At 39.9% G+C, this 19,982-nt stretch carries 17 protein-coding genes; 3 read left to right on the top strand and 14 right to left on the bottom strand.

Annotation, left to right across the window (positions count from 1 at the left end; translation table 11 throughout):
* Positions 1-132: 132 nt before the first annotated feature.
* From eno to glnD, 4 genes are all read right to left on the bottom strand, one after another.
* On the bottom strand, positions 133-1,443 hold the full coding sequence (gene eno, locus J1G47_RS10285) for a phosphopyruvate hydratase (RefSeq protein ID WP_005710572.1): 1,311 nt from the start codon (positions 1,441-1,443) through the stop codon (positions 133-135).
* Between the two features lie 227 nt (positions 1,444-1,670).
* On the bottom strand, positions 1,671-2,702 hold the full coding sequence (locus J1G47_RS10280) for a peptide ABC transporter ATP-binding protein (RefSeq protein ID WP_021113358.1): 1,032 nt from the start codon (positions 2,700-2,702) through the stop codon (positions 1,671-1,673).
* Between the two features lie 12 nt (positions 2,703-2,714).
* A complete protein-coding gene (locus tag J1G47_RS10275) occupies positions 2,715-3,605 on the bottom strand; it encodes an ABC transporter permease subunit (RefSeq protein ID WP_021115629.1) in 891 nt (296 codons plus the stop codon).
* An 83-nt stretch (positions 3,606-3,688) separates the two neighbouring features.
* A complete protein-coding gene (gene glnD / locus J1G47_RS10270) occupies positions 3,689-6,283 on the bottom strand; it encodes a bifunctional uridylyltransferase/uridylyl-removing protein GlnD (protein WP_407926561.1) in 2,595 nt (864 codons plus the stop codon).
* A 160-nt stretch (positions 6,284-6,443) separates the two neighbouring features.
* Between glnD and uvrB the strand changes: the two genes are divergently transcribed.
* Positions 6,444-8,459 (top strand): excinuclease ABC subunit UvrB, encoded by a 2,016-nt coding sequence (gene uvrB, locus J1G47_RS10265; RefSeq protein ID WP_075592088.1) that lies wholly within the window; start codon positions 6,444-6,446, stop codon positions 8,457-8,459.
* Between the two features lie 44 nt (positions 8,460-8,503).
* Here uvrB and J1G47_RS10260 read toward each other — a convergent pair whose 3' ends face one another.
* From J1G47_RS10260 to J1G47_RS10240, 5 genes are all read right to left on the bottom strand, one after another.
* A complete protein-coding gene (locus tag J1G47_RS10260) occupies positions 8,504-8,959 on the bottom strand; it encodes a YcgN family cysteine cluster protein (protein WP_005710562.1) in 456 nt (151 codons plus the stop codon).
* Positions 8,959-9,144: a heavy metal-binding domain-containing protein gene (locus J1G47_RS10255; protein WP_207326623.1), complete on the bottom strand. Its 186-nt coding sequence runs from the start codon at positions 9,142-9,144 to the stop codon at positions 8,959-8,961. The genes J1G47_RS10260 and J1G47_RS10255 overlap by 1 nt, the downstream gene beginning before the upstream one ends.
* Before the next feature lie 7 nt (positions 9,145-9,151).
* Complete coding sequence (locus tag J1G47_RS10250; RefSeq protein ID WP_021118703.1) at positions 9,152-9,745, bottom strand: XTP/dITP diphosphatase; 594 nt, start codon at positions 9,743-9,745, stop codon at positions 9,152-9,154.
* A gap of 177 nt (positions 9,746-9,922) precedes the next feature.
* Positions 9,923-10,858 (bottom strand): Kdo(2)-lipid IV(A) acyltransferase, encoded by a 936-nt coding sequence (locus tag J1G47_RS10245; RefSeq protein ID WP_010785995.1) that lies wholly within the window; start codon positions 10,856-10,858, stop codon positions 9,923-9,925.
* On the bottom strand, positions 10,858-11,169 hold the full coding sequence (locus J1G47_RS10240) for a DUF4298 domain-containing protein (protein WP_075630998.1): 312 nt from the start codon (positions 11,167-11,169) through the stop codon (positions 10,858-10,860). The genes J1G47_RS10245 and J1G47_RS10240 overlap by 1 nt, the downstream gene beginning before the upstream one ends.
* 175 nt (positions 11,170-11,344) lie before the next feature.
* On the opposite strand from J1G47_RS10240, the gene hpf reads away from it, so the two are divergent.
* Complete coding sequence (gene hpf, locus J1G47_RS10235; RefSeq protein ID WP_005710552.1) at positions 11,345-11,671, top strand: ribosome hibernation-promoting factor, HPF/YfiA family; 327 nt, start codon at positions 11,345-11,347, stop codon at positions 11,669-11,671.
* 420 nt (positions 11,672-12,091) lie between these two features.
* Here hpf and J1G47_RS10230 read toward each other — a convergent pair whose 3' ends face one another.
* Genes J1G47_RS10230 through J1G47_RS10210 form a run of 5 tightly spaced genes read right to left on the bottom strand, consistent with a single transcriptional unit; the run spans position 12,092 to position 18,349 of the window.
* Positions 12,092-14,800, bottom strand: a complete 2,709-nt coding sequence (locus tag J1G47_RS10230) for a lactoferrin/transferrin family TonB-dependent receptor (protein ID WP_207326622.1) — start codon at positions 14,798-14,800, stop codon at positions 12,092-12,094.
* A 13-nt stretch (positions 14,801-14,813) separates the two neighbouring features.
* The gene (locus tag J1G47_RS10225) at positions 14,814-16,457 is read right to left on the bottom strand and encodes a transferrin-binding protein-like solute binding protein (protein WP_207326621.1); all 1,644 of its coding nucleotides are present in this window, start codon (positions 16,455-16,457) and stop codon (positions 14,814-14,816) included.
* A 28-nt stretch (positions 16,458-16,485) separates the two neighbouring features.
* Positions 16,486-16,896, bottom strand: a complete 411-nt coding sequence (locus J1G47_RS10220; RefSeq protein ID WP_021110459.1) for an ExbD/TolR family protein — start codon at positions 16,894-16,896, stop codon at positions 16,486-16,488.
* The gene (locus tag J1G47_RS10215; protein ID WP_010785999.1) at positions 16,896-17,564 is read right to left on the bottom strand and encodes a MotA/TolQ/ExbB proton channel family protein; all 669 of its coding nucleotides are present in this window, start codon (positions 17,562-17,564) and stop codon (positions 16,896-16,898) included. The genes J1G47_RS10220 and J1G47_RS10215 overlap by 1 nt, the downstream gene beginning before the upstream one ends.
* A gap of 17 nt (positions 17,565-17,581) precedes the next feature.
* The gene (locus J1G47_RS10210; RefSeq protein ID WP_160428058.1) at positions 17,582-18,349 is read right to left on the bottom strand and encodes an energy transducer TonB; all 768 of its coding nucleotides are present in this window, start codon (positions 18,347-18,349) and stop codon (positions 17,582-17,584) included.
* 172 nt (positions 18,350-18,521) lie between these two features.
* Between J1G47_RS10210 and J1G47_RS10205 the strand changes: the two genes are divergently transcribed.
* Positions 18,522-19,982 carry a surface lipoprotein assembly modifier gene (locus J1G47_RS10205; RefSeq protein ID WP_038514427.1) on the top strand — a complete coding sequence of 487 codons (1,461 nt, stop codon included), beginning with the start codon at positions 18,522-18,524 and terminating at the stop codon, positions 19,980-19,982.

Genomic DNA, 19,982 nt, shown 5'->3' with positions numbered 1-19,982 from the left:
AGATTGAAATAACTTACGCTATTTGTACCTTATATCTCCGCCCGAAAGGGTAAGTTTTATGGCACATAGCTGATAAAAGCCAAAAGCCACCTCAATTTCTCAAGGTGGCTATATTCAATAAATCAACGCAAATTACGCTTGACCTTTCACTTCTTTACGACCGTTGAAAGGTGCTGGTGTACCTGCTGCAGCTAATGCTTCTTCGATACGGATTAATTGGTTGTATTTCGCAACACGGTCTGAACGGCTCATTGAACCCGTTTTGATTTGACCTGCTGCTGTACCCACCGCTAAATCAGCGATAGTTGCATCTTCAGTTTCGCCAGAACGGTGTGAAATAACCGCTGTGTAACCTGCATCTTTAGCCATTTTGATTGCGGCTAAAGTTTCAGTTAATGAACCGATTTGGTTGAATTTGATTAAGATTGAGTTTGCGATACCATTTTCGATACCACGGCTTAAGATCTTAGTATTGGTTACGAATAAGTCGTCACCTACTAATTGAACTTTGTCACCTAATACTTTAGTTTGGTATGCAAAACCTTCCCAGTCTGACTCATCTTGACCATCTTCGATAGACACGATTGGGTACTCTTTGCATAAGCCTTCTAAGTAGTGAGTAAATTCTTGAGAAGTGAATGATTTACCTTCACCTTTCATTTCGTATAAACCGTTGTCTTTGTTGTAGAACTCAGAAGACGCACAGTCCATCGCTAAAGTTACATCTTTACCTAAAACATAACCTGCTTTTTCTACTGCTTCTTTGATACAAGCTAATGCATCTGCGTTAGAAGCAAGGTTTGGTGCGAAACCACCCTCGTCACCCACAGCAGTATTTAAGCCTTTCGCTTTTAATACTTTAGCAAGGTTGTGGAATACTTCAGCACCGATACGAAGTGCTTCTTTTAATGTTGATGCACCCACTGGTTGGATCATAAACTCTTGGATATCAACGTTGTTGTCTGCGTGCTCACCACCGTTGATGATGTTCATCATTGGTAATGGCATAGAGTACACGCCTGGAGTACCGTTAAGCTCTGCAATGTGAGCATAAAGTGGTAAACCTTTTGATGCTGCAGCCGCTTTTGCGTTTGCTAAAGAAACCGCTAAAATTGCGTTTGCACCAAATTTAGATTTGTTATCTGTACCATCTAAGTCGATCATAATTTGGTCGATTTCAGCTTGGTTAGATGCATCTTTACCTACGATTGCATTAGCAATTTCGTTGTTTACTGCAGAAACAGCTTTTAATACACCTTTGCCTAAGAAACGTGCTTTGTCGCCATCACGCAATTCTAATGCTTCGCGTGAACCTGTTGATGCACCTGATGGCGCTGCTGCTAAACCAACAAAACCACCTTCAAGGTGAACTTCTGCTTCAACAGTTGGGTTACCACGTGAGTCAATGATTTCACGACCAATTACTTTAACGATTTTTGCCATTGTTAATATCCTCTATGAGAGTTAATAGTTAATGTTGAAAAGACTTGCATATGGTAATGGGATTTTACAAATTTGTCTTGTAAAAAAGTGATGAGCTTCACAAAAATTTAAAGGATATTTGATCGAAAAGGGATTTTTCTAAATTAAGACCAATTATATATTCGAGTATTAAATACCGATATAGACTTTTTTCTATCATCATTAATATGGACTAAGCTATATAACATCTAATCTACTTTTACGATCACTGGCACAAATTCTTCCTTACGTAAGAAATTTTGTTCTCTAAAGTTAATCGGAAAATGGCAGGCAAATTCGTGTTGGCGGAATTTGCGTAGCGGTGGTTTAACGACACATTTTTTCTGCGCAAAAGGGCAACGAGGCCCAAGACGGCAACCAATAGGCATATCTTGTAACATTGGAACTGAGCCTTTAAGGGTATTCAAGCGACCTTTAAAAGGCAAAGGTTTAGAAAAATCGGGTACGCTATGCAATAGTACTGCGGTATAAGGGTGATAAGGGGTTTCCATAATGGTTTCTTTCTCTGCAATTTCAACGGTTTGCCCGCAGTACAAAACGTTAAATGAATCTACCCACTTGTAAATACTGAGCATATCGTTACTCACTAGAATAATAGACGTACCAAGATTTTTGTTCATACTGGAAAGCAAGCGATAAATTTGTAGCTGTGTGGTTGATTCCATTGTATTGGTTGGTTCGTCAGCCACGAGCAAGCGAGGCTGATTTGCCACTGCCATTGCAATCATCACTTTTTGTGCTTCACCTTCGGTAATATCCGTTGGATAGCTTTGCATAATATCTTTATGATCTTTTATCCCCACTTTGTGTAGTAATTCAATGGCTTTTTTCTTTTTCCAGCCAAAACGTTCCCACCACTTGCCTTTAAAGCGGATAGTTTCGATTAATTGTTTACCAATACGTTCGCTTGGGTCTAAGCAAGAGAGTGGATCTTGGAAAATCATTGAAATCTGATCACTAACCAGTTTTCGGCGCTGATAGGGGGAAAGTTTCAGTAATTCAATATCGTTAAAGCGAAAGCGGTCGGCAGTAATGATCCACTCGTCTTTGACTAATCCGCAGATCACTTTAGCAATTAAACTTTTTCCTGACCCTGATTCGCCAACTAAACCACATATCTCACCGCTATCAAGGGTAAGATTGATATTATCTACCATTTTTATACGCCCGTTTGGCGTATCAATTTCGATACTTAAATGTCTAATATCCAGTAATGCCATTGTTTCCCTTCCCTAATAACGATATTTTTCAAGCACCCGTACAATGCTGTTTCCAAGCATTGTAATGATAAGTAGAGTAAAAATGATAGCAAATCCAGGAAGAATGACCGTCCAAGGGGCAACATAAATTAATTCAAGAGAATCGCGGATCATCGCTCCCCATTCTGGCGTTGGGCTCGTTGCCCCCAGTGAAATAAAGCTCAATGCACTGATGTCTAACACGGCAATAACAAAAATATGCGCAAGTTCTTTGACGGCAATCACAGTTAAATTAGGTAAGATCACTTCACGGATTAAATCTCGTTTTCTTGCACCCTCTAATTTTAAAGTGATGACATATTCTCTCGCCAGCTCCCGTTGGGTCGTTTGATAAATTTTATGGATAAAGTGAGGCAACATAGCAAGAAAAATGGCCAACATTGCATTAATGAGCGAGACCTCCATTAAAGTTGCAATGATGATGGCAATCAGCAAAATCGGCGTAAATAAAAAGGTATCAAAAAGATGACTGAGAATAAAAATAGATCCACTCCGTTTTGTCCCTGCAATCACGCCAAGAATGCCACCTAAAATACCGATAGCAATGGTAATGACCAATGCTGAACCAACGGTGTAGTAGAAGCCGTAGAGGACGCGACTGAAAATATCTCTTCCTAGATCGTCTGTGCCAAAAAAATGGCTAATCTGACCGCTATCACTCCACGATGGTGGCATTAATTCCATTCCACTAAATTGCCGATCGGCTGCATAAGGGGCAAGTAAATAGCCAAAAAAAACCAATCCCATCAGAAGAATAAAGAGATTAAGGCTGATGAGTGCAAAGGTGTCTTTCCTCAACTCTATCCAAAATTGGCGTAAATACGCAGATTCTCGAAACTGTTCGGGGTCTTGTGCGAGTAGCATTCTTTATTACCTTTTTACTAATACTGAATATAACAATAACATCTTTTACTCTTAATTCATTGTTTGATAGACAGTATAGCATTCTATTCTTGTTCTAACATCGCCAACAAATGTTGTTTCAACATCGCCTGTTCTTCCTCCGCCAACGCCCCATTTTGCTGATTGCTCACCACAAAAAAATCCTCCACCCGTTCACCAATGGTCGTAATTTTAGCGTTAAGCAAATTCAGCTTAAGTTGCCCGAAAATATACCCAATCTGAGCCAACAGCCCCTCTCGGTCTAAGGTAAATAGCTCAAAAGCGGTCTGATTTGGCTGGGAATTTGCTAAAAAACGGATCTTGGTTTTTCGCTTAAATGCCTGATGTTTAACGGATTTCTTACTCGGATTAAACACCTTTTCCGTATCCGCAAGCAAAGTTTTCAGCAATGCCGATTGAATTTGCTCGCTTCGCTCATCATCCAGTGGCTCGCCGTTCATTTCCGTAATAATAAAACTATCCAACACCAAACCGTGATCGCTCGTAAGGATTTGAGCATCGTGGATACTCACTTTCTTCTGACTTAACATCTGTGCAATTCTCGCAAAAAGCTGGGCTTGGTCTTGGCAATGCACAAAAATTTCCGTCGCCCCCCGTGCATACTGATTACTAATCAACACCATCGGCAACGCAGGATCTTTCAAATAATGCAACGCGTGCCAATAGAGCTGTGTCGGGCTGTTTCGCACAAAATAGCTTTCAGGACAGGATTGCCAAAATTGCAACAGCCGTGTTTTTTGTTCCGCCGAAATTACCCCCTCAAGCTCTGCATAGGCTTGCTGCTGATGGGCTTGGCTCAGTTGCTGATGATTAATCGTTTCCTCACTGCCTAACTGCAACTGCTGTTCGGTAAATTGAAAAAGTTTAAGGAAAAGCGACCGCTTCCAATCATTCCAAAGGGTTTCATTCGTCGCACAAATATCTGCAACGGTTAAACAGGTTAAAGCAGCTAAAGCGGTCGGATTTTTCACCACATTTGCAAAAGTTTTCACCACATCGGGATCGTGAATATCCCGACGTTGTGCCGTAATTGACATCGTCAAATGCTCTGCCACCAACCACGCCATATAATCACTTTGCTCTTGAGAAAAGCCGTGTCGTTGAGCAAAAGCACGCATATCTTCCGCCCCAACTTTAGCGTGATCGCCCTCTCTGCCTTTAGCAATATCGTGGAACAAGGCTGACAAATAGAGCAACGGACGGTCTGCAAGTGTCGGAAACAGACGACAACAAAGCGGATGTTTTTCGGCATTTTCCTGTTGCAGAAAACTTTCCAATTTAAGCATCACCTGAATAGTATGCTCATCTACCGTATAAATATGAAAAAGATCAAACTGCATCAAGCCTTGAATACCAACCCATTGCGGTAAGTAAGCGGTTAAAACGCCCAACTGATGCATTGGCATAATGGCTCTTTTAACCACATCAGGCTGAGAAAACAGCCGAATAAAGCGATGTCGAGCTTGAGGCAGTTCACACAACGGCTGGTTTAAGGTCTGTAACGCCAGCCGAAGTTGTCGCAACGTCGTACTGGCTACACGCACCTGCGTATGCTGAGTGAGATAGAAGAAAAGATCCAAAATCCGCTCAGGTTGTTGCTTAAAAATCAAAGTGTTACTACAAATTAGCTGTTCCCCTTGCAAATAAAAATAGTCATCAAGCGGCTGTTTTTGCTGTACATTTTGCAAAGCCTGTAGCACCTCTTGATGAAAATGATTGAGCAACAATTGCGTTAATTGCGAAATAGATTGCGTCGCCTGAAAGAAATCTTTCATCATCGCTTCCACAGGCTGATTACCCTCGCCCTGATAGCCTAACTGCTCACTCAGTTGTAACTGGCGATCAAACCGCAAGCGGTTATCGTAACGCTTTAATTGCAAATGCAAGGCAAACCGCATTCTAAATAACGTATGTTGAGCCTGCTGAAGCTCAATAAATTCTTCAGGATAGAGCAAACCCCGACTAAACAAACTCTCTAGGCTATACAGCCCATAATGGCGTAACATAATCCAAGAGAGCAAATGCAAATCCCGTAGCCCCCCCGGACTATGTTTTAAATCAGGCTCAAGGTTATAACTGGTATTATGATAACGGGCATAACGTTCATTTTTTTCCGCCATTTTTGCCTCAAAAAAGGCTTGGATAGACCAAAACTCCGCATGGAACAGCTTGCTCATCAGCTGTTGCCACAAGGCTTCATTGCCAAGCAAAAAACGGCTCTCAAACATATTCGTTGCCACAGAAATTTCCGCTCTGCCCACCTCAACACACTCCGCCAAGGTTCGCACACTCGCCCCCAGCTGAAATTTGCAATCCCACAAGAGGTTAAATAGTTGATTTAATTGATTTTGCGTCTGTTCATCTAAAGGCTGTTCACTCAACACCAAAATATCCAAATCAGACAGCGGAAACATCTCCCTCCGCCCATATCCCCCGACTGCCACTAAAGCCAAGTCCTGCCGCTCCATCAACCCAAATTGTTGCCAGAGCGTTGTCAGTAAATCATCATAAAAATGGCTACGTTGTTCGAGTAAATTTTTGATATCTTCAGTACTAAAAAGGGATTTTTGTGTGCTATTAAATTGCTGAAGTTCTGTTTTTAAAGTTTGTGTATCAATCATAGCGGTGAGTTTTAGCATTATTTTACGAAGAATTGTAATGGATTTCTGAGCGTCCACCAAAGAGGATTTTTAAAGTAAATTGTATGAATAACAAAATTTCTTTTTAGGCTGAAATTCCCAAAATCTCACCACTTATTCTATGTTAGAATTCTAGCAAATTTTCAGACAAGGATTTTCAATGAGCAAACAGGGTAAACCATTTATTTTACATTCCCCCTTCAAACCCTCAGGCGACCAACCGACTGCGATTGCCAAATTAGTCGAGGGATTGAATGATGGCTTGGCACATCAAACCTTGCTAGGTGTAACAGGATCGGGCAAAACCTTTACCATTGCCAATGTGATTGCGACTTTAAACCGTCCAGCAATGGTGCTTGCCCCGAACAAAACCCTTGCGGCACAACTTTATGCCGAGATGAAAGCCTTTTTCCCTGAAAATGCGGTGGAGTATTTCGTTTCCTACTACGACTACTATCAGCCTGAAGCCTATGTGCCTGCCAGCGATACTTTTATTGAAAAAGATGCGTCTATCAATGAGCAGATCGAACAGATGCGACTGTCTGCCACCAAATCTTTTTTAGAAAGACGGGATACGATTGTAGTCGCATCGGTGTCGGCAATTTACGGCTTGGGAGATGTAGATGCCTATATGCAGATGATGTTACATCTGCAAGTGGGGGAAATGATCGACCAACGCAAAATTCTCTCTCGCCTTGCTGAATTACAATATACTCGTAACGATCAAGCCTTTCAGCGGGCGACTTTCCGTGTGCGTGGCGAAGTGATTGATATTTTCCCTGCCGAATCGGACGATGTTGCTCTGCGTGTGGAGCTGTTTGATGATGAAATCGAAAACCTTTCTTTATTCGATCCGCTTACAGGACATAGTTTAGGGCGTGTTCCCCGTTATACAATCTACCCGAAAACCCACTACGTTACGCCGAGAGAGCGGATTTTAGAGGCGATTGAGCAGATTAAAAAAGAGCTTGCCGACCGTCGAACTTACTTTATCAAAGAGAATAAATTGCTTGAAGAACAGCGGATCGCCCAGCGTACTCAGTTTGATATTGAGATGATGAACGAGTTGGGCTACTGCTCAGGCATTGAAAACTACTCACGTTATTTATCGGGCAGAAAAGAGGGCGAACCGCCCCCGACCTTGTTTGACTATATGCCGTCTGATGGCTTGCTGATTATTGATGAGTCTCACGTCACCGTGCCACAAATCGGCGGTATGTTTAGGGGAGACCGAGCAAGAAAAGAAACTTTGGTGCAATACGGCTTCCGCTTGCCGTCCGCTTTGGATAACCGTCCGTTACGTTTTGAAGAGTTTGAACGCTTATCGCCACAGACAATCTATGTATCGGCAACCCCTGGACCTTACGAGTTAGAGAAAAATCCTGATGTGATCGACCAAGTGGTTCGTCCGACTGGCTTGTTAGATCCAATTATCGAAGTTCGCCCTGTGGCAACGCAAGTGGACGATTTATTATCGGAAATTCATAAGCGTGTAGCAGTGGACGAACGAGTGCTAGTCACAACGCTGACAAAAAAAATGGCGGAAGATTTAACCGACTACCTCGATGAACACGGCGTACGAGTGCGTTATCTACATAGCGATATTGACACAGTCGAGCGGGTCGAAATTATCCACGATTTACGCATGGGAATGTTTGATGTGTTAGTGGGGATCAACCTACTGCGAGAAGGTTTGGATATGCCGGAAGTGTCGCTGGTGGCGATTTTAGATGCCGACAAAGAGGGCTTTTTGCGTTCCGAACGTTCTTTAATCCAAACCATCGGGCGTGCTGCCCGAAACCTCAACGGCAAAGCGATTTTATACGGCGACCGTATTACCAATTCAATGCAAAAAGCGATCACCGAAACTGAACGCCGTCGAGAGAAACAACAAAAATACAACGAAGAACACGGCATTGTGCCACAAGCATTGAACAAAAAAGTCGGCGAGTTGCTTGATATTGGGCAGACGGATAAACCGAAACGCAGTAAGAAATCTGCAAAATCAAGCGATGATCAGACCGCTTACATTCCGAAAACTCGCAAAGAGTTAGAAAAAGAACTGAAAGTGCTTGAACAACAGATGAGAGATTTTGCTAAAGATCTTGAGTTTGAAAAAGCGGCTGCGGTGAGGGATAAGATTCATCAGTTGAAGGCGTATTTGTTAGAACTTTAAAAGTAATTTAAATTACTCATAAAGAATACTAACCATATTGAGATTTATACAGTATCAATCACAAACTCAAACCAATCAATCACATCTTTTTCGTGAATGCCGTTGGGGATTAACACCCCTGCTCTTTTCACTGAATTAGGATCTTGTGAAATCAGTGGGTGCCAATCAAACAACGGCTTGCCTTCATAAATCAGTCGATAGGCACAGGTTTTCGGCAACCAGCCAAAATCGGATAGGTTCTTTTTGGTGAGCTTGGTACAATCTTTTTCGATTTTGCAACGCTCCGCATAGTTGCTACACCGACCTGTATTCACATCAAGCAAATTACAGGCAACAGAGGTGTAATACAGCCGTTCCCGCTTGCCTCTGCCTTGAATATATTTGCGGTAGCAACACTTACCACAGCCGTCGCACAGGGCTTCCCACTCTGCTTCATTCATTTCAAGCAGTGTTTTAGTTTGCCAAAAAAGCGGTGTGATTTGAAGATTTTTTTGCAACATTAGCGAATAACAACCGCTGTGCCGATCGCAACCACAATAAACATTCCTTTATCACCGCCCATAGACTGATATTCCATAGACACCCCGACAACGGCATTTGCATCTGACACGACTTCACCAAAGACTAAGCCTTTGTACTCAACGATTTGATGATTTTCAATATTCGAGGTTGTGCTAATAATCATAATGTTCCTATTTCAATTGCTGTTTCAGGGATTGTAATGCAATCGCTCTATGGGAGATTTTTTTCTTTTTGACGGTTTCAAGTTCTGCAAAGGTGCAGTTTTTAGGCGGATAGAAAAATAGTGGATCGTAACCAAAACCGCTTGAACCACGCTCCTCGCGTAAAATTTGTCCGTAACATTCGCCTATGGCAATTTTTGGAGTAGGATCGGTCGGGTGTTGTAACATCACAATGCAACTGACAAATTTTGCCGTGCGATCTTCATCGGCAACATTTGCCATTTCAGCCAATAATTTTTGGCGATTGGCTTGATCGTTTCCTTCTTCACCTGCATAACGAGCAGAATAAAGCCCTGGTTCACCGCCCAATGCTTCAACCGCTAAACCAGAGTCATCGGCAATCGCCGGTAAACCTGTCATTTGTGAGGCATAACGGGCTTTAATCAATGCATTTTCTACAAAGGTTAAGCCTGTTTCCTCTGGGCTTTGAATGCCAAATTCACTTTGGGCGATTACTTCAAAGCCAAATTCAGCTAACACATCAGCCATTTCTTTCACTTTTCCTTGATTGCCTGTGGCAAGGACAATTTTGGTTTTGTTCACTATCTCTTTCCTCATATTGAAATTTCTGAAACTATGAGCATTCACAAATACAGTAGGGACACACTGCGTGTGTCCGTTATTTATTCATTTTTCGGACACACTCAGTGTGTCCCTACCTTAAAAATTGTTTGCTAGGACGCCAAGCGTGGCGTCCCTACTAGGTTTAATGTCGGCGGTTTAATACAAACTCGGATCGCTCTCATTCGGTCGGGTTTTAAAACGACGATGTAGCCACATATATTGGCTCTGAGCTTGCATAATCTCGCTTTCTACGACCTTGTTCATTAAGGTTGCAGTATCAACGTCATTTTTGCACTGGCTAAAATCTACTGCAGGCCTGATTTTGACGGTATAACCTGAAAAATCGTCGTTTCGCATTGGGGTAAATGGCACAACGATACTATTTGGGGCGGAACGTAATAACATTCTCGTTCCAGCTGTTGTACACGCTTCTTTCACCGCAAAAAACGGCACAAAAACACTGTTTTTGCGTCCGTAATCGTGATCGGGAGCATACCAAATGGTTTCCCCTGCACGAAGAGCTTTAATCATACCGCGTAAATCTTTGCGATCTAGCATGGCTTTGTTAGAACGTACTCGCCCACGAAATTGAATCCAATCTAACAGCGGATTATCATTCGGACGATATACGCCAATCCCTTGATGATGAAGCCCGACAATTCTTGCCCCAAGTTCAAGGGTCAGAAAATGAACACCGACAAAAATAATCCCCGAACCCTCAGGCTGATTTTTCAGATGTTCCAATCCTTCTATTTTCGACCATTTAAGAATACGTTCATCTGACCAAAACCACGCCATCCCTGTTTCAATAATTGCCATTCCGACAGATTCGGCATTTTGAGCTAAAATTTCATCAATTTGACAAGCAGTATAATCTGGGAAGCAAAGCTCCAAATTCCGTTTGGCAATTCGCATACGGCGTTTATCCAAACCTAATCGGGTAAACAGTTTACCTAAGCCCTTACCGACTTTCGCTAAAATAGGGTAAGGTAAGCATAAAATCAGTTTGAAAATTCCCAATCCTAGCCATAAACCCCAATACTTTGGATGTAAAAAGGCTCGCTGAAAAGGAGGAAGTGGTTTATCTATCATTATGTTGTTTCCATTGATTTCACTGACAAGCGAATCCACTCCAGTGCGATTTCTCGATGAGCAATGAATAAATTATACACGGCATCTTCACTTAATACGCCTCGAATCATCTCTGAGGGAATTTCCCCTCGTTCATCAGCATTATAATCTTCTTGCCACTGTTCAGAATAATAATTTTCTAGTTCTCGGATTTTAGGTAAAAGAACTGTCCACGACTGTTGAAGCTGTTCCATTTTATTCATTAGGCTATTTGCTTCATTTAAAATCTGTTCCATTTCATGAATTTTTGCCAAGCGAGTTTCTGATAACATAGAATACTTCCCATAAATATCGTTGGAATTATAGTCAAAAAAACCAGAAAAGTGTTAAGTAGATCAAGTTTTTGAAAGTTACTTAGATTTAGGGGTTGAAATTTTAGGGGGAAAAGCATAATTTGAAGTCATCCATTCAACGACCAATAAGGTCATAATAAAAGAGGTACATGCTATGACAATCAATATTTCAAGCAAACAAATGGAAGTGACTCCTGCAATTCGTACGCACATTGAGGAGCGTTTGGCTAAACTGAATAAATGGCAAACTCAGTTAATTAACCCTCACTTTATTATCCACAAATTACCAAATGGTTACGAAGTTGAGGCTTCTATTGGAACCCCTGTTGGCGATTTATTTGCAAAAGCACATGATGAAGATCTCTATAAAGCTATCAACGAAGTAGAATCAAAACTTGAAACCCAGTTAAATAAACAAAAACATAAAGGTGAAGCACGCAGAGCAGATGATAGTATTAAAAAAGCGAATGAAGCATTATAGATGGCGTAAATATTTGTATCTGAGATAACATATCCAAGCGCTGTTATTTGTACATCTATCTCTAATTCTAAGTATCTTCATTTTAAACTTATGGTGGTCGCTTAGGCGATCACCAAAATCAATAAGCTGGCTGTTTCTAGTTTAGAGTTAGCATGCTTCATTTTCGCCACCTCATTAATTGCGGCAAGTAGGCAAATTTGTTTGCTGATCTGCCAAAAACTATGCTATTTAAAATGTCACATCATCAATTGGAAATACGTTTCTTTCCTTAATTACTCGACGGATTACATCACCTAGAGATTCAATAACACTTGTCGTATAATATGCCGAATTCCTGCTCACCTATAAAAATACCTGTATCTAGATGTATTATCACAGAAACAGGTATTTACACAAATTTATTCCATGCTCTATAGAAAGTTAGAACTTCATCTCTACTGAAAGGACATAGTTTCTACCAGGTGCGGCATATCTTACGTAATCTTTCACATTAGTATGCTGATGAATCGCATTAAGCGAAGATTGACGTACGGATTCCCAAGTGGTGTAACGGTAATTCATCAGATTATATACACCCGCTCGTACCGTTACATGTTTCCAAGGGGTGACATATCCTGTTAAGTCAAAGGTATGCCAAGAGCGTGTTCTTTTTTTCGTAGCAGTTCGTTCATAATTGGCAAAACCGACTTGTTCATTACCTCTTAACTCATCTGGATTTTTTCCGCTGGAATGAGTCATTGTTAGATTCACGCCCCATTTTTCATCTGGTTGATCGTAACCGATCCCTACGACATAGCGAGCAGGCTGAATGGTGTCTAACAATGGGGTGCGAATGTTCATATACCCAGGATAATTTTTCACCTCTTTCACTCGCATTTTGCTATATGCCAATGTTGTATAAATGCCCTCTGGAATCTTATCAAATACCCCATTCCAATCTAACTTACCAATCAGATTAATACCGTCTAATTTAATATCTTGCACATTAAAATAGTTAATCATTGATTGAGTTTGGTGCATTCTTTCTGCTGGAGCAATCAACTGCTTATAGTCATTTTTGAAATAACTGACTTCAACGATACCAAAATCACCTTTGAAAGTCGCAGCAACCTCTTGGTTTAAGGATTTTTCAGGAGATAACTTCTCTGTTTTTTGGTAAGCATCGCTGGAGCCTACTCTTGCACCATCATAGCGTAAGCCAAATAGCTCTTGGAAACTTGGCACTCTAAAGCCTGATGATGCTCGATAAGAGAGCGATAGGAATGACGTTGGTTTTGCGACTATGCCAATATTCCACGCACTGTTTTTATAATCGCCTTGATTTGCCCAGCGATGAGTGCTACGGAATTTATGCTTATCGAAACGGTAACCCAAACCAATATCCAAATACTTGGTTATAGCAAAATTATCTCTCAGAGCAATGTAGTGATTATGCCCTTTGATTTTACTTGTAGCACAATCAGCCTTACCTGCAATAGTGCCACTATAATCACATTCATTTTTACTATAAATTGCTTGATTTTTTAGCTCATACACATAAGGCTTATTGTAAGCTCCATTTCGATAGCCAATGTTTCTAACAAGCCCCCAACTCCCTACAGAAAATTCACTCAAAATTTCGTGGCGTTTTAAGGTGGAATTGAAACGGTCTGAACCTAATAACATATTTAATTGATGTTTGCCCAATCCCGTTTGTACGGTTTTATCTAACGAGAGCTGAATAGTGTCGTGTTTTTCTTCATAAGAACTTTGCTCATTTTTAGTAGAAGACCAAAGTTTATCAAGAGTTGCACGGCAATTCTTATCTATGGTTGGATATTCCGAACAGTTGTTTTCTCTCAAGCGGGTAGATAAATCAATTTTTTGCTGATCGAAACTTAAAGATAGACTATCAATCAGACGATCTTTATCTTGATTGGTATAACGATATAAAGCACCTAAGCGATCACGAGTGTGCCACTCATCAATAAAACGAGCTTTTGCCCAACGTAATCCTTTTGAGGATTTCACACCATCTTCTGTAAAGTAATCAATAGCAACACCATCTAAAGCATTACTACGATATAACCCTTTAGCATTATTCATTGGATACCACGTATTACCATTTTTTAAATCTGATAGCTGCCAATAAGCAGGATAGGTCATATCGCGAGTATCATAGCGTTGCTTGCTATGTTCATAAACACCAGCCACATAATGTTTTGGTGAAAGGCTATAACCTAATTTAACCAACCAAGAATCAGATTTATATTTCACTGGATCAGGCAAAGCTCGTTCTTCACCTGTATATTCTTTAGCACTAAGTTGCTCTGTTAGATACTTTTGCCCATCATAAGACACTTTAGCCTGCTGACGTGGTTCGCAGTTCAAACTTGGACAATCATTCTTAACTATAAACCAATTGCTATCTTGAGGATTATTGTCTGCGAGATCCACTCTCTGAATACTCTTAGAACGGCTTTCTGCATCCTTATGAGCTTTCGTTTCTTTACCATCACGATGAGTGTAAATCACAAGAGCATCAAAGCCATTGTGACTACCCGCAAAAGCAAGTGAGTTTAGCCATTGTTGATTTTTACTACTGTAAGCACTTTTGGTATCTAATCCCCAAGATTGCCCTGGCTTAATAATGTCGCTTACCTCTTTGGTACGGAATTGCACCGAACCGCCTAGCGAACCACTACCAAACTCAGAAGAACTAGCCCCTTTACTAATTTGGATTGAACGCAGATTTTCGTATTCTATTTCATTAATGGCACCGCTTGAGGAACGTGAATATTGGCTTACATAGGATTGAACCTGTGGCAAACCATCTAACGCCAATCCAACACGATTACGATCTACCCCACGAATGGAGTAGCCTGTTGTTGCACCTCGTCCTTGTTCTACTACAGAAATACCGGGGTCGTAACGAGTCAGATCTCGCATCCCTAACACTTGATCTTTACTGAGTGAGTCTGGCGTTTTCACCACTTTCCCTAAGCCTGTCACTTCGTTCTCTTTTTTATGTGCTTTCTTTTTGGTACCTGTGACATAAACATCGTTCAATTGTACCGCTTGTTCTGCATAGCTTTGTGCGGCAAAGAGGCTAAGAAGAGCAAGGCTAATAAGATTTAATTTATTTTTCATAGCAAATTCCTTATTATTTTTTTACTTGTTGTTTTGCACCAAAGACAGCACCTACACTGCCATTGTCTGATTTATGGAAGAATTGTCCGCCAAGCTCTGCTGCCGTTGGACCATAGAAGCCACCATTAACTGCTACATCGCTAAATTTCACATTGTCATAACGTGAACTACCTGAGTCTAGAGCGAAGCCAGCATCTGAGGTTTTAGCTTTTCCGGTAAAACCATTACCATTAATTTTTGCATCTACGGTAAATACAGGATTTACACCGTTTTTATCAAATAACTTACCGCTTAAATTTTTGTTGCCAAAATCAACATCAAATTCTGTGCGATAGCCAGCCTTTCTATCATCATCTGCTGTAGCAACCCAGTTATTTTCTTTTGAAACCTGAGCATCCCAAGTACCAATATATTTATAGTTTCCGCCTTTTGGCATCTTATCTGTTGCGGTACGTTCGCCTTGTAGGAATAAACTATTATCTTTAGCTTTTTCGCCCTCTGCTTGTTGCCATAATTGACCAAACTTCATATATTCTAGATTACTACAGCAGGCTACGGCTACCATTGTTTTGCCATTGATTTCAATAGTGTGCTTATTTGTAAACCCGCTACCTGCCAGCTCCATTTTTTTCCCATCAATAATCAAAACAGAGGCATCGCCAAAATTGGTAAGTTCTGAAATACTGAAATTAGTTAAATCAATTTTGGAGGCATCAATAATACGAACGGTGTCAACATTAGAGCCATTGTGTTTTGCTGAAAAAACGGCAAAAAGAGATTTGTCGTTGGCTACAAATTTACCGGCCATTTCTTCCGCTTTTGGACCATAGAAACCACCTTCTAAAGACTGAGAATCGACACTAAAGAAGTTATATGATTCACCTTTCCCTTTGTTTTTATCACTTGCTGTAGCAGAACCCGTAAAACGATTGCCTCTAATATCAGCATTGACTGTATAAATCGTTTTCTCTTTATCGGATAACTTACCTGTCATTTTTTTAGTTGCAAAATCAACTTCAAACTGGCTAGTGTATTTATGCTTTGAAGGTTTCGCATCTCCTGAAACCAACCCTGCCCGTTTACCTATAAAGTTAGTATAATAATCATCGTTTAAATAATTAGGTCTTCCCTCTTCATTATTTAAATTCGCATTGGAAGTAAAATCCCAACTTCCTTTATAAGTTAAAGGCTGATTAACGGGTAATTCTTTTGCAGGTGAATTACCTTTATAATACACATATCCCTTTTCATTAAAACCAGAGTGTTCCCCATCAATAACATATCCTGAGCGAACGTACTGAAGAGAAGAATCTTTTGTTTTTACATCTGGATAGCTATATTTAGAAGAATTTGCTTGATATGGCACATCATCCAAATTTCCGTTCGTAATCACTTCTATATCTGAAATATCAACTTTCTTATTTTCAAAAGAACTCACCGGAACTTTTACAACATACCCCAAAGCAGGTTCCATCAATTCCCCTAACTGTTCTTTTACTTTCTTATCCGTTTCCACATCCTGATACTCTTCTTTAGACACGCCCGTTGTCTTATTAGGCTGAACATCTTCTAAATCAAAACTTCCTTTTCCGCCAGAACAAGCGACAATAAACAGCGAAGTAAACGCTAACGCATAGGGATTAAGTTTAAAATGCATATTTGCCTCCGATATAAAAACACTGCATTTATTTAGTTGGTTGGGTTACAAAGCCAATTTTGGTTAGCCCAACATTTTGAGCTAATTCAAGGACTTTCACGATATGTTGATATTCCACGGAAATATCCGCAGAAATAGCAATAACGGTATTTTTATTTTCCTGAAATTTTGTCAGAAAAGATTGTTTTAATTCTTCTTCATTCACTAGCTTTTCGCCTAAATAAATGCCAGTAGGATTAATCGCCACCCTGAAAATATCTTTTGCTTCATCTTTTTTCTCAACATTGGCGGTTGGTAGTTCAAGCGGGATAGATTGCGTTAATATAGGCATTGTGATCATAAAAACAATTAATAACACCAACATTACATCTACTAATGGCGTGACATTAATTTCTGACATTACCGAATTTTCATTTTTATCAAAACTTCCAAATGCCATTATTTATTTTCTCCATAGTGATGTAATAAATAGATAAATAACTCGTTTGCGTAATGATCTAAATCTTGAGAAAGATTACGATTAAGGCGAGTAATTAAGTTATAAGCAAGCACCGCAGGAATGGCGACAAATAATCCCATTGCCGTTGCAACTAAAGCCTCACCTATAGGGGCAGATACGGTTGCAATACTGACTTGCCCTTGCTGACTAATATCCATAAGTGCATTAAAAATTCCCCAGACTGTGCCAAATAATCCAATAAACGGCGCAACTGCACCAATAGAAGCGAGTGCAACTAAACCGCCATCATATTTACGCAACGATTGAGTGATGGCATTTCGCAAATGCAATGTCAGGAAATCTTTAAATGGAAGTTGATGAGATAAATGGTTCTTTTCTTTAGCTTGATATAATTCACATTGTTTAAAAGTTAGCTGTAAAATATCTGCAATTTCAGACCGCTTGTTTTGAATATATTGCTCTGCTTGAGTAAGATTTTCAGCAGATTTGACTAATTGAAAACTTTGTTGGTTATTTTTTCTTACACCAATCATTTTAATTAAACGAATTAAAATAATAGTCCAAGATAAAATACTCATTACAACTAAAATTCCAAAGGAAATGGAAAGTACAATATCTTGTTGTTGAAGAAGTTGAATTAAATTCATAAATTACCTCAAATAATTTAGGCTGCTGCCCCACATTTAAAATGAATACTAAAAATCACACTGCCTACCACTGCACTATTATTTATTTTGGCTGGTTGATAGGTGTGTCCCGATGCCATTCTGCTTGCTTGATTATCCAAACGTTTAATACCTGAAGAAGATAAAATCTCTACATTTGTCGCTTTACCATTCGTTCCTATTGTTACCTTTAATTTCACACTGCCTACATCATCAGATTCATCAGAAATATCTGAACAACGCCCTCGCATTGCATTGCCATAACCCGCACCAAGAGAAGCATCTACTTTGGCGTTTCCAGTGACAGACTTACTCCCTTCAACACCATTTTGATTTCCTTGTTGATGATTTTGGGCAACTTGGCTTGTGTTTGTTTTTTCATCTGAGTGTGCTTTAGGCGATAACACTTTCTTTTTCTCTACTTTTTTGGTGAGCTTTTCTGGGGATTTTTTTATCTCTTTTTTCACTTTTACTTCAGATTTCTCCCCTTTTTTAACGAGATCTGCTTGTGAAACATCTGCTACTTCTGTACTGAGTATTTGCTCTGGCTCTTGTGTCACCTCTGGCTCACTTTCACTTTTCACTTCAATGGGTTCTTCGCTTCCTAAATTTACTTCAACCATTTGTAAATTTTCTAAGTCCCCAAAATGATTGAGATCTCTATCCCAAGATAGTTGTGAAATCGTATATGCCAACCCGATATGAACAAGAGTTACAGATAAAAAAATCGAAATGTTATAAAACCTGTTATAAAACCATTGCAACATAATATATGAGTATATTAGAATAAATCCAGTAATCAAATAAAAATCATTATCAATATGATATCTGATAAGTTTGACAATTACAACATTAATTCAAACAATGTAAGCGCCAGTTAAGTTATTGTTAATAAAAATCAACAGTCTTGACATTGCTTCATGCTTTTATAGGAACGTTATGAATCACTCGTTTATTAGCGCAACACTTTTATTAGTCTTAGCTAACTACTCTATAGCAAAACTATCTCAGGATAGTATTACTGAACATCTAAATGATAATAGAGTCCAAGCAGAAAAAGCCGATATCCTCATTCACAGCCATCAATTTAAGGTTCATCAAATCGCTAAGGAGGAAACGGATAAGAGTAGTATTACAATGACTTCAAAAGAGTTGGTAAAATATCCAGATTTAGTGATAAGAGCATTATTGCCTGCGGTAATGCAAGGTAATATTGACAATGTCGAATTGCTTTATCCCATTTACCAACAGCTTCCTGCACAATTTCACGACCCAATTCTTACCAAATGGGCATCGGCAATTGTGGCAAAGAAAAATCAGCAACATACGGAAGCGATCAAGTTATATCGTCAGATCCTTGCCGAACAAGCAGATATTCAGCCTGTTCGCTTACAACTTGCAGTAGCTTTATTTGAAAATAACGAATTGGAGGCTTCGGAAGATCAGTTTAAAAAACTGCGTTCAGAACCGCTTATCCCTGAAATTACCCAACTTATCGATCAATACATTAATGCGATAAATCGGCGAGATCGTTGGACGTTTTCAGGTGGGCTTACTTATCTTAACGATCCTAATATCAATAATGCACCGAAAGCAGGAACAACCTACGGCAACTGGCACGCACCAAAACGAGAATCGGCAGAAGGTGTCGGTTTTAATTTCGATCTCGGTAAAAAATGGTCGTGGGGAAATGGTTTCTTTAATGAACTACGTCTTGCTACCAACGGCAAATACTACTGGGATAATAAAAAATACAACGAAATGAGCTTACGAGGCAGTGTGGGGCTAGGTTTTCAAAATGCAAAATATAACCTGAGGCTGTTGCCATTTATGGAACAAACACTTTATGCAGGTGGCTCTAATCAAAGTGATACATTAAGACGTTTTTCTAAATCAGGCGGTTTAACCCTTGAAACAAACTATTGGTTATCACCTAAATGGCAACTCAACACTAACTATGAATATGCCGAACAACGCTATGCAAGTCGCTTGCACCTCAATGGCAATTATCACTTTATCTCTGGTGGGTTAGTTTATTTAGCCAATGCAAACCAATATTGGTTTGCAAATTTAAACTACAATCGCACCGCTACTCGTGATAAAGATGATAGCTTTTTCCGTCGGGGAATTAGTTTAGGTTGGGGACAAGAATGGGGCAAAGGGTTTTCTACTCGCCTTTCCGTAAGTGTAGCTCAAAAACGCTATAAAAAAGAGGCGATTTTCCGCATTATTCAACGTAATAAAGAATATGGCTTCAATGCATCAATTTGGCATCGTGCCGTGCATTTATGGGGGATCACACCTCGTTTAACCTACAATTTTACTAAAACGCAAAGTAACCACGTTCTTTATAGCTATGATAAACATAGGGTGTTTATTGAGTTGAGCAAACAAATTTAA

This window comes from Glaesserella parasuis, from assembly GCF_017352235.1.
GTDB lineage: Bacteria > Pseudomonadota > Gammaproteobacteria > Enterobacterales > Pasteurellaceae > Glaesserella > Glaesserella parasuis.
The sequence above is the reverse complement of the archived record's forward strand: the minus strand, read 5'-3'. Positions and strand labels throughout refer to the sequence as shown.

Excerpts from the sequence above, each read along its gene's own strand:
- J1G47_RS10220 (WP_021110459.1), bottom strand. The coding sequence starts at position 16,896 with ATGGCATTTGGAAGTTTTGATAAAAATGAAAATTCGGTAATGTCAGAA.
- J1G47_RS10255 (WP_207326623.1), bottom strand. The coding sequence starts at position 9,144 with ATGATTATTAGCACAACCTCGAATATTGAAAATCATCAAATCGTTGAG.
- J1G47_RS10245 (WP_010785995.1), bottom strand. The coding sequence starts at position 10,858 with ATGATAGATAAACCACTTCCTCCTTTTCAGCGAGCCTTTTTACATCCA.
- J1G47_RS10240 (WP_075630998.1), bottom strand. The coding sequence starts at position 11,169 with ATGTTATCAGAAACTCGCTTGGCAAAAATTCATGAAATGGAACAGATT.
- glnD (WP_407926561.1), bottom strand. The coding sequence starts at position 6,283 with ATGCTAAAACTCACCGCTATGATTGATACACAAACTTTAAAAACAGAA.
- uvrB (WP_075592088.1), top strand. The coding sequence starts at position 6,444 with ATGAGCAAACAGGGTAAACCATTTATTTTACATTCCCCCTTCAAACCC.
- J1G47_RS10215 (WP_010785999.1), bottom strand. The coding sequence starts at position 17,564 with ATGAATTTAATTCAACTTCTTCAACAACAAGATATTGTACTTTCCATT.
- hpf (WP_005710552.1), top strand. The coding sequence starts at position 11,345 with ATGACAATCAATATTTCAAGCAAACAAATGGAAGTGACTCCTGCAATT.
- J1G47_RS10210 (WP_160428058.1), bottom strand. The coding sequence starts at position 18,349 with ATGTTGCAATGGTTTTATAACAGGTTTTATAACATTTCGATTTTTTTA.
- J1G47_RS10205 (WP_038514427.1), top strand. The coding sequence starts at position 18,522 with ATGAATCACTCGTTTATTAGCGCAACACTTTTATTAGTCTTAGCTAAC.
- J1G47_RS10225 (WP_207326621.1), bottom strand. The coding sequence starts at position 16,457 with ATGCATTTTAAACTTAATCCCTATGCGTTAGCGTTTACTTCGCTGTTT.
- J1G47_RS10275 (WP_021115629.1), bottom strand. The coding sequence starts at position 3,605 with ATGCTACTCGCACAAGACCCCGAACAGTTTCGAGAATCTGCGTATTTA.
- J1G47_RS10230 (WP_207326622.1), bottom strand. The coding sequence starts at position 14,800 with ATGAAAAATAAATTAAATCTTATTAGCCTTGCTCTTCTTAGCCTCTTT.
- eno (WP_005710572.1), bottom strand. The coding sequence starts at position 1,443 with ATGGCAAAAATCGTTAAAGTAATTGGTCGTGAAATCATTGACTCACGT.
- J1G47_RS10260 (WP_005710562.1), bottom strand. The coding sequence starts at position 8,959 with ATGTTGCAAAAAAATCTTCAAATCACACCGCTTTTTTGGCAAACTAAA.
- J1G47_RS10280 (WP_021113358.1), bottom strand. The coding sequence starts at position 2,702 with ATGGCATTACTGGATATTAGACATTTAAGTATCGAAATTGATACGCCA.